This is a genomic window from Paenibacillus faecis (assembly GCF_008084145.1).
Lineage (GTDB): Bacteria > Bacillota > Bacilli > Paenibacillales > Paenibacillaceae > Fontibacillus > Fontibacillus faecis.
The window spans coordinates 241,916-257,024 of the sequence record NZ_VSDO01000003.1 but is presented as its reverse complement, the minus strand read 5'-3'; the positions used below and the strand labels follow the sequence as shown (position 1 = coordinate 257,024).

Here is a 15,109-nt window from a genome sequence, read left to right as displayed (position 1 = left end):
AGATAAAAGTGGAGATGATGGGGAATGATCAAGCTTTTCCGACATTTGAAACCATACCGGTGGCTGGTGGCGGCCGTATTGGTGTTCGTATTTTTTCAAACGCTCTCCGAACTGTACCTCCCGACGCTGATGTCCGATATCGTGGACACCGGGGTCGTCAAGGGCGACACGCCGTACATCTGGCGAGTGGGTCTATTTATGCTGTTGGTAGCGCTTGGAGGCATGGCCTGTTCGATCGCGGCCAGCTATTATTCATCCAAAGCGGCTTCCGGATTCGGGATGAGCCTGCGGGCCAAGGTATTCGGTCACGTGACCAACTTTTCCCTGGAGGAGTTCGATAAACTTGGGACAGCCTCGCTGATTACCCGGACCACGAACGATATTACCCAGGTCCAGCAGGTGCTGATCATGATGCTGCGGATGATGGTCATGGCGCCGATGATGTGTATCGGCGGGATCATTATGGCGGTATCCAAGGATGCGAAACTGTCGCTGATCTTCGTTGTCATCATGCCCGTGCTTGCGGGAGCGATTTTCCTGATTGCCGGCAAAGGTATCCCGCTGTTCAAGGCGATCCAGAAGAAGATTGACCGCCTCAATCTGGTCATGCGCGAAGCGTTGACCGGGATTCGGGTTATCCGGTCTTTCAACCGGATCCAGCATGAGGAGAAACGCTTTGAAGCGGCGAACGCCGACTTGACGGAGACGTCGATCAAGGTCAACAAAATCATGGCGTTCATGATGCCGGTGATGATGCTGGTCATGAACGTGTCCTCCGTCGCGATCATCTGGTTCGGCGGGTTGAGAATCGATGCGGGCCACATGCAGGTCGGCGATCTTATGGCCTTTTTGCAGTATGCGATGCAAATCATGTTCTCTTTGATTATGGTGTCCATGATGTTCGTCATGGTGCCCCGGGCTTCAGCTTCGGCGGTACGGATCAATGAAGTGCTGGAAATGGCGCCGATCATCAAGGACACGGGGGTAACGAAAACGCCGGAGTCCCGCAAAGGCTATGTGGAATTCCGCGATGTGACCTTCAGTTATCCGGGGGCTGAGGAACCGGCGGTGCAGCATATTTCCTTTAGCGCCAGCCCCGGAGAAGTCACGGCGATCATCGGAGGAACGGGCTCGGGCAAATCGACGCTCATCAGCCTGATCCCGCGGTTCTACGACGTCGAGAGCGGCCAGGTGCTGGTCGACGGGGTGGACGTCAGGGAGATGACGCAGGCGGATCTCCGCTCCAAGATCGGATTCGTGCCGCAGAAGGCCGTCCTGTTTTCGGGAACGATTCGGGAAAATATCCGTTACGGCAAAGAGGACGCCACGGACGAGGAAGTGCGGCACGCGGCCGAAATCGCCCAAGCCGCCGATTTTATCGGCGGAATGGAGAACGGATATGACTCCGTCATCGCCCAAGGCGGCACGAATGTGTCGGGCGGACAGAAGCAGCGGTTGTCCATCGCACGCGCGCTGGTGCGGGGCGCGGAAATTTACATTTTCGACGACAGTTTCTCGGCGCTCGATTTTAAAACCGATGCCAAGCTGCGCGCCGCTTTGAAGGAGGAAACCCGCGAATCGACGGTCATTATCGTGGCGCAGCGCGTCAGCACCGTCATGGATGCGGACCGGATCATCGTCATGAACGAGAGCCGGATCGCCGGGATCGGCACGCATCGCGAACTGATGGAAACCTGCGATGTTTACCGGGAAATCGTGTATTCGCAGCTTTCGGAGGAGGAGATCGCATGAGCCGGGAACAATCGGAAAAGATGCCGCAGCGCAGCGGAGGAAGACGCGGGGGCCATGGGCCTGGCGGACCGGGCATGGCGATGCCGGTGGAGAAGGCCAAGGACTTCAAGGGGACGTTAAAGCGGCTGATCCGTTATTTGCGTCCCCATAAATTGCAGCTCATCGCCGTTTTGGCGATGGCCGTACTAAGCACGATCTTTAGTATCGTCAGCCCCAAAGTGATGGGGGAGGCGACAACGAAGCTGTTTGAAGGGATATACGGCAAGCTACAGGGAATTCCCGGGGCAAGCATCGATTTTCAATATATTTGGGAAATCGTTCTGTATCTGATTGGTCTGTATTTACTCAGTTCCTTGTTCAGCTATGTCCAGCAGTACTTAATGGCCGGCGTGGCCCAGAAGACCGTCTACGATTTGCGCCAGGACGTCAACGGGAAACTGAACAAGCTGCCTCTGAAATACTTCGATGCCCGGACGCACGGGGAAATTCTGAGCCGGGTTACGAATGATGTGGACAATATCAGCAACACCTTGCAGCAGAGTTTGACCCAGTTGATCACTTCGATCCTGACGATCATCGGCGTTATCGTGATGATGCTGACGATCAGCCCGCTTCTGACCTTGATCGCAATCCTGACTTTGCCGGTCAGCGTGCTCGCGATCACCTCGATCGCCAAGCGGTCGCAGAAACAGTTCGTCCGGCAGCAAAAAGAGCTGGGCCAACTGAACGGTCACGTCGAGGAAATGTACACCGGGCACAAGATCATTAAAGTGTTCGGCCGCGAGCGCAAATCGCAGCAGCAATTCGATGAAATCAACGGCCGGCTGTACGAGGCCGGCTGGAAGGCGCAGTTTATTTCCGGCGTCATCATGCCGATCATGAGCTTTATCGGCAACATCGGATATGTGCTCATCTCGGTAGTCGGCGGCATTCTCGTCACCAAACAGACGATCAAGATCGGCGATGTGCAGGCGTTTATCCAATATGCCCGGCAGTTTACGATGCCGATCACCCAGACCGCGAACATCGCCAATATTATTCAATCCACCGTGGCTTCGGCGGAACGCGTGTTTGAAATATTGGACGAGGCCGAGGAGACGCCGGAAGCCGCGAAGCCGGCCCGGATCGAGGAGCCGAAGGGGAATGTCGTGTTCGATCATGTGAAATTCGGCTATGAGCCGAATCAGAGCTTGATCGAGGATATGAACATCCGCGTATCCCCTGGACAAACCATCGCCATTGTCGGACCGACAGGGGCGGGCAAAACGACGCTGATTAACCTGCTGATGCGTTTCTACGAAGTGAAAGGCGGCGCGATCACCATCGATGGCGTGAACATTACCGAAATGAAGCGCGGCGATTTGCGCAGCCTGTTCGGTATGGTGCTTCAGGACACCTGGCTGTTCAACGGTACGATCCGTGAAAATATCGCCTACGGCCGGGAGGGTGCTACGGAAGAAGAGGTGGTGCAAGCCGCCAAGGCGGCCCATGCCGACCACTTCATCCGCACGCTGCCCGGGGGCTATGACACGGTGCTGAATGAAGAAGCGTCGAACATTTCGCAAGGCCAGAAGCAGTTGCTAACGATCGCACGGGCGATCCTGGCCGACCCGGCGATTCTGATTCTCGACGAAGCGACCAGCAGCGTCGATACGCGGACGGAGGTTTACATCCAGAGAGCGATGAATGAGCTGATGAAAGGCAGAACGAGCTTTGTTATCGCCCACCGGCTGTCGACGATCCGGGATGCCGATCTCATTCTCGTGATGAATCACGGTACGGTGATCGAGCAGGGGACGCACGAGCAGTTGCTTGAACAGGGCGGATTTTACGCCGATCTGTACAACAGTCAGTTCTCGAAAGGCGGCATGGATCAGGAGGCCGGGTAAACCGGACTCTCTTCCCGCTCTTTTTTGCAGAGCTGGTGGAAGAAACTTGAAATGAGTGCAGTGGCACTTTATAATAAACGCATATTAAACTTAGAGAATTAACGGAGGACCCCTGGACGATGAACTAAGCACGGAATTCCTGACTAGTTAACCATCACCGCCTGTTCAGCAGGCGAGGCTAGCGGTGCGCTCGAGGCTGCTTAAGCGAAGATTTTCAGCATCCTCAGCGCCGGTCAGGGATACGTGCGTCCATATAGGGGTCTATCTTTTTGTGTCACAACAGGAGATGACGGGGGCGGTCTGACCGCCTGCCGCTGCTTCCCCCTATTTCCGCGTATCCAAAAACCGTATGCCGCTGGCTGCGGTTTTTTTGTGTTTCGACAGATCACGATATGGGGGAATGACCTATGTTTATACTCAAAGCTAAAAATTTGCAAAAAGAGTGGAACGGCACCACGCTGTTCTCGAACGTGTCTTTTGACGTGCGGGAAGGAGACCGGCTGGCGTTGTTCGGCCGCAACGGCGTCGGCAAAACCTCGCTGCTCCAGGGATTGCTGGGAAGGCTCCCTTTTGAGGGAGGGGAAGTTCAGCGGCTGTTGCCCGTCCGGGAATGGGGCTGGCTGGACCAGCATGTTCTGGACGGGTCGCAAGACCGTCCGCTTCTGGAATTTGTTCAAGTCGGATGCGGCGAAGTCTATGCCGTCAAGCGGGAAATGGAGCGACTGCAAGCCGAATTGCGAGCGAACGGGGGGACGGCGGGTTCGCTGGAATCCTACAGCGAAGCGTATGAACGCTATTTGGTTTTGGACGGCTACGCGTGGGAGGTCCAAGTGGAAAAAACGCTCGGCCGCCTGAACCTTCCTCCCGAACTATGGCCGCTCCCGTTCAGCGCGCTTAGCGGGGGCCAGAAAACCCGGGCTCAGCTGGCGTCCATTTTGGTCCGGGAGCCGCGGTTCGTGCTGCTCGACGAGCCGACCAATCACCTGGATACGGACTCCTTGCTGTGGCTGGAGGAATGGGCTCGGGATTATACCGGTACGATTCTGTACGTTTCCCATGACCGGACGTTCATCGACAGGACGGCTACGGCTGTGCTGGAACTGGAACCGGACGGGTGCCGGATATACCCGGGGGGATATACGGAGTTCCGAAATCAAAAGGAGCTGGAGCTTCGCAGCCAGGAGGCGCTGTACAAGAAACAGGAACGCGAGCGGGAGGAGCTGCTGGAGAGCATCCGGCGCTACTCCGAGTGGTTTCAGCAGGCGCACCATGCGGCGGGACAGAACGACTTTTTACGGGCGAAGTCGAAAAAGAACGTCTCCCGCCTCCACGCCAAAGAAACCGCGTTGCAGCGGCTGGAGAAGGACGGCGTGGAGAAGCCGCGCGAGAAGGCCGGGCTGAAGATGCGGCTCGAGGAAGCGGCGTTTGAGGCTTCCACCTTGCTTCGCTGCGAAAACGTCGGCTTCGCTTATGCGATCGCATCCCGAGAAGGGGAAGCCGATGAAGGCGGTGCAGTCCGGCCGACGCAGTCGCTGCAGCCGCTGGTGAGCGGGCTGGACCTTGCGGTACGCCGCGGCGACCGCATCGCGGTCCTGGGGCCGAACGGGTCCGGCAAATCGACGCTGCTGAAGCTGATGACGGGCCAGCTGGTCCCGACCGAGGGCCGCGTCGTCCCGCATCCGCAGACCCGGATCGGCTACTTCGCCCAGGAGCTCGACGACCTGGACGAGGATATGACGATTCTGGACAGCCTGCTCGTCCTGCCGGGGATGACCCAGTCCTATGCGCGCACCATTCTGGGCTGTTTTTTGTTCTCGCGGGAGGATGTATTTAAGACGATCCGGGATCTCAGCATGGGCGAAAAATGCCGCGTAGCTTTCCTTAAGCTGTTTTTCGGCCAGGCCAACCTGCTTGTACTGGATGAGCCGACCAACTATCTGGACGTAGACACCCGCGAACGCGTGGAGCAGGCGCTGGAAGGCTACCCGGGGGCCATGATCCTGGTCACGCATGACCGGTATCTGGCCCGCAAGACCGCGAACCGGCTGCTTCTTCTCGGCGGAACGTCGGGTCCTCGTCTTTACGAAGGGACCTACGAAGAATATGAAGCGGACCGCCGGGAGCGGCCTTTGAGCGGGGAGGAACAGCTCCGGGCGAACCGGCGCGAACAGCTCGGATTCCGGCTGACCGCGCTGATGAGCAGCCCGGAGCCGGAGGAAGCCGAGGAGCGCGAACGGCTGATGGCCGAAGTCCGCGACCTCCGGCACCGGATCGCCGAGCTGGCGAAGGAATAGCGGGCTAGCCCTCCCCGGGTTGGCGGAGGAGGGACAGGCATAGCCGGCCGCGAGGTGCGGGCTAGTCCTCCCCCGCAAGGCGGCGCAATTCGGCCTCCTTCCGAATGCGGATCACTCTTCGGCTGACGGACACGATTCCCGCGTCAGCCAGTTGTCCCAGCTTGCGGCTGAGGGTTTCCGGCGTGGCGCCGATCACTCCCGCAAGCTCTTTTTTGCTGACCGGCAGCTTGAATTCATTCGCACTTGGATCAGTTTTCTGCCGGAAATATAGCAGCATTTTGGCCAGCCGCCGCTCGGCTTCCAGCAGCGTCAGCACGGAGGCCCAACTGTCGGCCTCTTCCAACTGCGAGCTCAAGGCGCTCATAAACCGCGCTGCCGTGTCGGGGCTGCGACGCAGCACCTCCAGGAAATCCGCCCGATGAATCCGACAGATATCGGCTTCGTCGGCCGTGCTTGCGTTGGCATAGTGAGGCTTTTCCTGCAGCAGCGAGAACTGCCCGAAGAAGTCGCCCGGGAAGAGCAGGCGCAAAATATGCTCCTTGCCGTTGTCCGCCAACTTGGTCAGCTTGACGACTCCCCGGCTCAGGACGTATAGGGTATCCGACCGGTCTCCTTCCCGGAATATAACCTCGCCTTTGGACGAATGCCGGGGCCGCATGACGGAGTGAAGCAGATGGACTTCCTCCGGCCGTAGCTGGCTGAAGACCGGGACGCGGGAGAGGCAGGAAGGTACGGGACGGCCGGAGGAACGGGAGAGCGCGCAGATTGCGGAAGCCGAGGAGGTCTCCGAGGTGCAGGGGCCGGCTATGGCAGGTGGCGTGTGAGTAAAGACCATATTCATCATTCATCGCCTCCATTGTCTTCTTTTCCTTAAATCTATCAGCCGATCCGTGTTTGACTTGTGACTATCATCACAAAGTTAAGGGATATTCATTGACCCATATCAAGGATTTCTTTGATGGAGTGAAGTTAAATAGAGGCAGCGAGAAGAAGGGGGCGAGAAGGAGGCGGGCGGGAAAGTACCGACCGGAAAGTACAGACCCGGAAGTGCCGACCGGAAAGTACAGACCGGAAAGTACAGACCCAGAAGTGCCGTCACGGGAAGTACCGCCCGGAACTCCGAGTCCCGGATCATTCCCTAGCAGATGAAAGGATGGATGAACATGGAGCGTTTTACATTTGAGGATATGCGGAAAATCGACAGAAAAACCTTGGGGAAAGAGGTACCGCTTGAGTTGTTCCGGGCTATCCGACTCATCGGGATGCGTGAGGGGCTGCCGCTGGAAGGCAGGGGCACGACGGCATCCATCGGCCGTAAAATCGGCGAGAGTCTGCCGGTAAGTACACTGGAGGATCTGCTTGACCATTTTGCCGCGCTGCAAATCGGACTCCCGCGCATCGTGTATCGGGATGACAAGTTGATTCGGATCGTGGTGGAGGACTGTTTTTGCAAGGGATTACCGTTGATGGAGGGAAAAAAGGTGTGTGACCTGGAAGGAGCGATTCTCGAAGGAGCACTGGGCCGCATTATGGAACGAAAAGTGAGTGTCAGGGAAACCAAATGCAACGTAAGCGGTGACGAACACTGCGAATATGAGGTGCGGATCTATTGAGGTAACTTGCGAGTTTGCCGAACACTTCTGATCAAAATTCCTGCAAATCTGCAGGTTTTTTTCGGGAAAGGGACGTGAATTGCGGAATTCCTGCAAATCTGCAGGAATTACCGAGTGAAAGATGCGATGCTCTGGAAAAAGGGCAAAATTCCTGCACTTTTGCATCAATTCGTCCTATTCCCTCGGAAAACGGTAGAAATACCTGCAGATTCTCTAAGGCCCCCTAATTAAACTGGAGTCTCCCTGCCCAATAATTTAAACTTAGGACAAAGGGAGATGATCGGTATGGGAAAAAGGTTGAATGAAGAAAAACGTTTAAAAGTTGTGAAAGAAGCGATGGCAGGTGTTAAGGTGGGGGTATTGGCTCGAATGTACGACGTCCACCCTGAGACTGTCCGTAGTTGGATTCGAGATCATCGGGACTCTATTTCGCCTGAAGAAATTCCTGCGGCAGACGAACATGTTCAAGAGTTGCAACGCCTGCAGGAGGTAGAGCAACGCTACCAAAAGGCCGTTAAGGTCCTTGGTGAAAAAGAACTCGAAATCGAAATTTTGCGAGAGCTGCTAAAAAAGCAAAACCCCGCTTATCTGAAAAATTTGAAATAGCCGACCCATTCATTAAGCGGGGGGAACCGGCAGCTGTTGTGCTGCGCATTCTTGGGTTGTCAGAATCAACGTATTACGACCGTAAAAAGCGACTCGCCCAGTCGGCAGAAAAAGGCGAAGAACGTCCAACCGAAAGCCGTGCAGGGCGCCCTGTGCCGGGATACTCATACACGACTACAGGTGAGAAAGTTAGCGACGCACAAATTAAAGAATGGCTGCTCGAACTCCTTGAAGGAGAAGAGTTTGTCTATGGTTATAAGTTTCTAGCCCAATCCCTTCGAGATAAGTATGATCTCATCTTCAACAAAAAGAAGTCTTATCGACTTTGCCAAGAGTTAGACATATTGCAGAAACCTAGAAAGCGCCTACGCTCTCACCCCCGCAGATTACCGAGAAATCGAGTTATAACGGGGTCAAACCAACTTTGGCAAATGGACATTAAATACGGATACGCGATCGGGCAGGACCGGTTCTTTTTTATACTCAGCATTATAGATGTGTTTGACCGAATGGTAGTAGGGCAGTATAGAGGCCCGGTATGCGAAGCTAAACAAGTCGTCCAAACCTTCTGGTATGCCTTGCAAGACCGTATAGAGCCCGGCGAGCCCATGCCGGTGGTTCGTACAGACAATGGTCCACAGTTCGTTAGCAAGCTATTTGGGGATACCTGTGAAAGCTTGGATCTTATTCATGAGCGTATTCCGCCACGGTCCCCCAATATGAACGCCTACATTGAGTCGTTTCACAGCGTCCTGGAGCGCCATCTGTTTAGCCGGAGGGACTTTATGACCCTGGATGAAGCTTATGAGGCACTAGACCAATACATGGACTTTTACAACAACCGAAAAATTCACGGTAACTTAAGAAAAATGTCTCCAGCGAAGTTCTCAATATGGGTGAGGACACTGAAAGACACCTCTGCCTTTCATAGAGCGGTGTAATACGGCAGAATAAGGAGCAATCCTGTGAATTCATAAACATTGTAGGGTAGGACTCCGAAATAAGGGGGCCTCGCCGGATTTGCATCTTTTTACTATGGGGCGCCGGTACACCCTGGATGGGGGGCTTTTAAGTACTCAACTTGAAGGCCCCTTTCCCGTTCTGATCAACGGAGCCCCGGCCTCCACACGAACCCACTGAGTACATTGAGCTCATCGATGCACCGAACTCACTGAGTATAATGAGCACCGATGTTGAGTACCGAGTGCACCGAACCCACCGAACCACCGAATCCACCGAACCACCGAATCCACCGAGCACCGAGTGCCCTGATTGCACCAAGTAGACCGGTAAACTGAGCATATCGAGCACCTCCGAGCACCCGAATACTCTGAGTGCACAGAGTTTACGAGCGCGCAGAGTAACCGAGTGCCCCGAGCACTCCGAGCACACTGAGCACACTGAGCACCCCAGTACTCTGAGCGCTCAGAGTATACGAGCACGCAGAGTAACCTAGTACACCAAATCCCACCAAGCCCACCAAGCACGCTTTACTCCCCCGTCCACATCCGGGCATTCCCACTCCCGGGCATCTCACCGTTTCCCGGGGAGGGAGGAGACGCAATTAACGGGAAATCCTCCCGTTAATCGGAGCCATTTTCGGCGCAGAGGCCAATTAGCTGGAAAACTTCCCGCTAATACGCTTGAAATTAACGAATATTGCGATTGGGCCGCAAAATAGAAGGCATTTTTCCAGGTAATTCATGTCGAGGGAGCTTGAGCAGAGAAATAACAGGAGGTTTTCCCGTTAAAAAGTGGACGTAAGTGAGCGGCACATACAAAAAAAGTACCCGCCCCCATGCAGGGGGTTCCGGCACTTTTTGTTCCACCCGCCCGGCGAGATCCCCCTCCTCACTTTGTACAGAGGGGGGGGCGAAGACGGCGTTCGCCGATTAAGATCGGGCGAGCAGGTAAACCCCGATCAGGATGACGGCTACCCCGGCCAACTTGGTCGGCGTAATCGTTTCGTTGAACATGAAATAGGCGGGGATCATAGCCAGTACGTAAGCGAACGCCTGCATCGGGTACGCCACGCTCAGCGGCATCCGTGTCAGCACCGCGAACCAGAGCAGGGTGGCGATGCCGTACAGCGCGACCCCGCCGATGACGGCGGGCGATGTCGCCAGCTTGACCCAGTGCAGTCCGCCCGAACGGCCAAGCCCGATTTTAAACAGCATCTGGCCCGTGACCAGAAGCACAATATTCCCTAGCAGAAGCAGATAACTAATCGTTTTGTCCATGGAGAGCCTCCCGTTCCTTAAGAATCGTCAACTCCTGAGTGAGACGCAGCACTTGAGCGGACAGCCGCGTAATGACGATCGTCAAATGAAGTATAAAGGCGAAGCAGAATAAAAGGCCGAACAGAAACAGAAGCGCCGGCGCGTATTTTACGCCGAGACGATCGGCGATCCATTCGATCAATGTAACGTTAAACGAAATGATCAACAGGACGACGCTGAACAAAATCCACAGCAGGGAGTACTGCTCCTTCAGCTTTTGCCGCCGTACCAGCTCGAGCACCAGCAGCAGAAACAGAAAGGCAAGTCCGACCGACAGCGCATATATGCTCATAGCTTGGACACCGCCGGTCCGCGGTCATATCGGATCGCGCTCATCAGAACGGCTAACGTTACTTTAACCATATAATATACCGATTTCCAAGGGGTAATCGAGGATTTGCCCGCTTTCCGGTGATGCATTTCCGTCGCCACCTCGGTTATGCGGCATCCTTTTCGCTTCAGATAGACAATCGATTCCACCTCGGGATAGTCGATCGGATAGTAGGCCGCGTACAGTTCAATCACTTTGCGCCCGGCGGCCCGGAAGCCGCTGGTCGTATCGGTAAACCGCTGTCCGGTCACCAGCGAAACCAGCCCGGAGAAGAACACCATCCCCGCGCGGCGCATCCGCGAGGAACGGTAGGACGTCGTCTCCACGTACCGGGAGCCGATGACCAGATCGGCCTCGCGAGCCTTCGCAATCAGCTTGGGCAGTTCCTCGGCCGGATGCTGGCCGTCGGCGTCCATTTGCACCGCAATGTCATAGCCCATTCGCTGGGCGTACAGATAGCCCGTCTGCATGCCGCCGCCGATCCCCACATTGTAGGGCAGCGTCAGCACCTTGGCTCCGGCTGCGGCGGCGAGCTCCGCGGTCCGGTCGGTTGACCCGTCGTTGACCACGATAACGTCGGCTTTCGGAGCGTGCCGATGTATGTCCTGAATCACGCCGGCGATGCTGCCCTCTTCATTGTATGCGGGAATAATGATCAGCGTCTTCATGACAAATAGGGCCCCCTTAAGTCGTTTATGTCAGGCCGCCGGGGCAGAAACCGCGACAGCAGTCGTTCGATCAGGAACGAGCCGAACAAGATCAGAAGCGCCATGTTCGGGTACCCGTAACGGTTAAAAGCGACGAACGGAAGATAAATCACCGTAAAATAGCCCAACGCCAGCAGCAGCGGAAGCAGCCGGGAAAGGCGGCATTTGAGCAGTGCCCAAACGATGCCGATCATGTTGACGACCATCAGCCCGATCTGAATCACGTTCATCACCGGCCGGCTCACCGGCCAGAACGGACGGGAATAGAACGGATGGAAGTACAGCTCGACCCATCTGCCGATCGTGAACCAGTATAGATATTTCAGCGGCTCGTGCTTGAAGCCGTAGGCGATAATATCCTTGCCTTTTTGCACGGCGGAACTGTCGGCCCCTTGGAATATCGTTTCCGGATCATACTGCGGATAAGCCTCAAAGAAGCCGGGCGGGGGCAGTTGTCCCCGAATCCGCGTTCCGAGCAAAAATGGGCTACCGCCAGAATTGGTGAACAGAATGAATTCATGAAACGTGATCCAGTTCCGAATCCACCATGGCGTCAGCAAAGCCGCATAGACGAGGATCATCAGCGACATATACTTCAGCATCAGCCGCCAAGGCAGCTTGTCCCTCCACCACAGCACGAGTAGAACGGCGGGATAGAGGGAAGCGTGCGGTTTAAAATAGGCCGCGGCCGCGGTCAAAACGGCGAGCCAAATATAGAGGCTCGTCCGGTCTTTTTCCACCGCCAGAATCGTGACACACACCATCAGCAACAGCAGCATGCGGAAGGTCGTTTCCGACAATATGACGCCGGACGAAAAATAGTCGGGCAAATACAGCGCGCTGATCCCCGCGGCGATCAGACCCACCCGCGTATTAAATATACGCCGGCCGATCCAGAAGATCAGGTAGACGGAGAAGGCCTGTTCCAGGCATTGAAACAACCGGAAGGCGATTACGCCGCCCTGGTCCTGGCCGAAGATGGCCATAAATCCGGCCAACAGAAACGGCATGCCGGGCATGATGAAGGCGGAAGGCTGATCCTTCGTGTTGTAGGCCAGAACCCCTTCATTCAGCAGCAACCGTGAGCTTTTAATGTATTTGACATCGTCATTGTTGGGCTTAATCGGATCCCCCAGCAGAAAGTAATCGTTATATACGAGGACGATAATACTGGAAAGAATGGCTACAAATGCAATCAGACCGAATAACAGCCGCCGGTCCTTCCAGTTCATTCCCGATAGTGAGAACAAATGACCCACTCCTTTTGTTCTGATTCTTTTTCATTTACTTTCAAACCCATTATATCAGTTTATAGCCATTAAAGAACGGACACAATGGTACGACGCTGATGAGGCCCGTAAAGTTGCAGCTTGGAAAAAGAAAGCGGCCGGCATGACTGCCGGCCAAAAGTTTTAACCATAGAGGCATGGGACCGAAATCATTCGACCATGCCCAAATATTGTTCCAGCATTTCATCGATTCGATGCTGGATTTCATCGCGGGCCGCCTGCAGCTCGCTCAGCCGCCCCGCGTCGCAGGCGGCCTCCGGCGCCAGCATGGCCGCGTCGACCGCGGCCAGCTCCGCTTCCGCGGCGGCGATGTCGCGCTCCAGCTTGCTTACCGCCGCCGGATTGGCCTTCGGCCTGCCGCCTTCGCCAGCCTTCGGCCCGCTGCTGGCCCTGTCCGCGTCGCCGCCCGCCCGCGGCTCGGGCTTCGCGGGGCTCGCCGGCGTTTCCGCCGCCTGCGGCCCGGTACCCGCCCTAGTCGCCGCCGCTCCGGCCGCGGCCGTCTCCTGCTTCAGCCGCTCCGCGCGGAAGTCGTCGAAGTTGCCGATCGTGACGCGGAGCTGCCCGTGCTCCAGATGCCACACCTGCCCGGCGATTTTGTTGATGAAATACCGGTCATGCGAAACGGCGAGCAGGGTGCCGGCATATTCTTCCAGCGCTTCTTCCAGCGCTTCGCGCGAGTCGATATCCAGATGGTTGGTCGGCTCGTCGAGCAGCAGCAGGTTCGGCTTGCGGTACATGAGGATCGCCAATCTCAGCCGGGTCCATTCCCCGCCGGACAGGCTGCTCACCTTTTTGAACACGTCGCTGCCGTAAAAGAGGAAGCGCGCCAGCTGATTCCGGGCCTCCCCGGTCTCCATGCCGAGTTCGTCGCGGAAGTACTGCAGCACGGTGCCGTCCTCGTCGGCAGGGGCGGATTCCTGGGCCAGGTAGCCGGTATCCACCCGCGCCCCGAGCCGAATTTCCCCTTCATCCGGGGTTTGTCGACCAAGGATGCTTTTCAGCAGCGTACTCTTGCCGGTGCCGTTAGCACCGATCAGCGCGGCGGATTCCCCGTACCGCAGCGTCCGGGTAATCCCCCGATACAGCACGCGCCCTCCAGCGGATTGGCCGACCTCGGACAGGATAATCGCGTCCTTACCCGACCGGTCCGACTGTTCCAACTGGAGGTCGATGCGCTTACGCTCCAGGATTGGCTTTTTCAGCTTGACCATCCGGTCGAGCGCCTTTTGCATGGAAGCGGCGCGCCGATGAAATCCAGGGTTCGGCGGATTCGAGCGATTTCCCCACTCGATCAGCTGCTTGATGGTTTCCTGCATCTTTTTGATTTTCTTTTGCTGCTCTTGGTAATCCGCAAACTGCTGTAGCAGCCGAGCTTCCTTCTCTTCCTTATACTTGCTGTAGTTGCAGTGGTAGGTGAAGGCTTCGCCATCTTCGATTTCGATGATTTTTTCCGCCACCGCGTCCAGGAAATACCGGTCATGGGAGATAACCACGACGGTGCCGCCAAAGGAGCGAATAAAGCCCTCCAGCCACTCGATAGCGGACATATCGAGATGATTGGTCGGCTCATCGAGGAGCAGGAGATCCGGGTTTTGCAGCAGGATGACGGCCAGGCCAACCTTGGTCTTCTCTCCGCCCGACAAGGAGGCGAAAGGACGCGCGTATTGCTGCTCCGGAATGCCGATGCCCGCCGCGATCCGCTCGATGTTGGCCTCCATCTCGTATCCGCCGCCGCGCTCGAAGCTTTCCTGAAGGCGGCCGTACTGCTTCAGCAGCGGCTCCATATGGGATTCCCGTCCGGCCGCGGCCATGGCGGACATCTCTTCCTCGAGCCTGGTCATCTCGGCCCGGGCCTCCAGCAGAGGTTGAAAGGCTGACTGCAGCACGCCATAAACGGTTTCTTCGTTGCCGTAGTCGGGGATTTGGGCCAGGGAGGCGATGACGGCCCCCTTGCGGATGCTAAGTTGGCCTTGGTCGGGGGCTTCGCTGCCAGTGAGAAGCCGCATGAGCGTAGTTTTGCCCGTTCCGTTTCTGCCGATCAGGCCCACGGTTTCGCCTTCCTTGATTTCGAACGATACATCGCTGAGCACCAGCTCGGCACCGTAATATTTCTGGATATGGTTACATTGAATTATCATCGTATTTTCTCTCCTTCGGAATTCGCCGCTCCGAAGAATAACAAAAGAAGGCTGCAGGAAATCCTGCAGCCTTCCGAACACACGTATTAAACTTAATCCGTGAGGTCAGGGTAGGAGCGGCATTTCGCAATAGTTGTTGGATATCGAGTTCTTAAAAATGGACAGACCTATCCCGTTGACAGATACAGCATAGGTAATGCCAAACATTACC

General features: G+C 56.1%; 13 protein-coding genes. 6 read left to right on the top strand and 7 right to left on the bottom strand.

Translation table 11 applies throughout. The features are described from left to right. The first annotated feature begins 24 nt into the window (after window positions 1-24). The 3 genes from FRY98_RS14675 to abc-f (FRY98_RS14665) all read left to right on the top strand — a co-directional run bounded on the left by FRY98_RS14675 (window position 25) and on the right by abc-f (FRY98_RS14665) (window position 5,935). Window positions 25-1,752, top strand: a complete 1,728-nt coding sequence (locus FRY98_RS14675; protein WP_148453148.1) for an ABC transporter ATP-binding protein — start codon at window positions 25-27, stop codon at window positions 1,750-1,752. After that, window positions 1,749-3,641, top strand: a complete 1,893-nt coding sequence (locus tag FRY98_RS14670; RefSeq protein ID WP_148453145.1) for an ABC transporter ATP-binding protein — start codon at window positions 1,749-1,751, stop codon at window positions 3,639-3,641. Before FRY98_RS14675 ends, FRY98_RS14670 begins: the two co-directional genes overlap by 4 nt. Before the next feature lie 407 nt (window positions 3,642-4,048). Beyond that, window positions 4,049-5,935, top strand: a complete 1,887-nt coding sequence (abc-f, locus tag FRY98_RS14665) for a ribosomal protection-like ABC-F family protein (RefSeq protein ID WP_148453141.1) — start codon at window positions 4,049-4,051, stop codon at window positions 5,933-5,935. 61 nt (window positions 5,936-5,996) lie between these two features. Here abc-f (FRY98_RS14665) and FRY98_RS14660 read toward each other — a convergent pair whose 3' ends face one another. Next, complete coding sequence (locus tag FRY98_RS14660; protein WP_225039074.1) at window positions 5,997-6,779, bottom strand: Crp/Fnr family transcriptional regulator; 783 nt, start codon at window positions 6,777-6,779, stop codon at window positions 5,997-5,999. Window positions 6,780-7,098: 319 nt separating this feature from the next. On the opposite strand from FRY98_RS14660, the gene FRY98_RS14655 reads away from it, so the two are divergent. The 3 genes from FRY98_RS14655 (at window position 7,099) to FRY98_RS14645 (ending at window position 9,095) form a co-directional block, all read left to right on the top strand. Beyond that, window positions 7,099-7,548, top strand: coding sequence for a V4R domain-containing protein (locus FRY98_RS14655; RefSeq protein ID WP_148453138.1), 450 nt, complete (start codon window positions 7,099-7,101; stop codon window positions 7,546-7,548). A 285-nt stretch (window positions 7,549-7,833) separates the two neighbouring features. After that, a complete protein-coding gene (locus FRY98_RS14650; RefSeq protein ID WP_170287029.1) occupies window positions 7,834-8,154 on the top strand; it encodes a helix-turn-helix domain-containing protein in 321 nt (106 codons plus the stop codon). Window positions 8,155-8,192: 38 nt separating this feature from the next. Continuing rightward, window positions 8,193-9,095 (top strand): IS3 family transposase, encoded by a 903-nt coding sequence (locus FRY98_RS14645; protein ID WP_249043421.1) that lies wholly within the window; start codon window positions 8,193-8,195, stop codon window positions 9,093-9,095. A gap of 951 nt (window positions 9,096-10,046) precedes the next feature. On the opposite strand, the gene FRY98_RS14640 is transcribed toward FRY98_RS14645, so the two are convergent. From FRY98_RS14640 to FRY98_RS29300, 6 genes are all read right to left on the bottom strand, one after another. Beyond that, entirely contained in the window at window positions 10,047-10,394 is a 348-nt protein-coding gene (locus FRY98_RS14640; RefSeq protein ID WP_148453132.1) for an EamA family transporter, read from the bottom strand. Next, window positions 10,378-10,725, bottom strand: coding sequence for a DUF2304 domain-containing protein (locus FRY98_RS14635; protein WP_148453128.1), 348 nt, complete (start codon window positions 10,723-10,725; stop codon window positions 10,378-10,380). Before FRY98_RS14635 ends, FRY98_RS14640 begins: the two co-directional genes overlap by 17 nt. Beyond that, window positions 10,722-11,432, bottom strand: a complete 711-nt coding sequence (locus FRY98_RS14630) for a glycosyltransferase family 2 protein (RefSeq protein WP_148453125.1) — start codon at window positions 11,430-11,432, stop codon at window positions 10,722-10,724. Before FRY98_RS14630 ends, FRY98_RS14635 begins: the two co-directional genes overlap by 4 nt. Next, the gene (locus tag FRY98_RS14625; protein WP_225039363.1) at window positions 11,429-12,721 is read right to left on the bottom strand and encodes an ArnT family glycosyltransferase; all 1,293 of its coding nucleotides are present in this window, start codon (window positions 12,719-12,721) and stop codon (window positions 11,429-11,431) included. The genes FRY98_RS14630 and FRY98_RS14625 overlap by 4 nt, the downstream gene beginning before the upstream one ends. Window positions 12,722-12,909: 188 nt before the next feature. Continuing rightward, window positions 12,910-14,898 (bottom strand): ribosomal protection-like ABC-F family protein, encoded by a 1,989-nt coding sequence (gene abc-f / locus FRY98_RS14620; protein ID WP_148453122.1) that lies wholly within the window; start codon window positions 14,896-14,898, stop codon window positions 12,910-12,912. A 105-nt stretch (window positions 14,899-15,003) separates the two neighbouring features. Continuing rightward, entirely contained in the window at window positions 15,004-15,105 is a 102-nt protein-coding gene (locus FRY98_RS29300; protein ID WP_306433503.1) for an RAxF-45 family protein, read from the bottom strand. Window positions 15,106-15,109 lie beyond the last annotated feature (4 nt).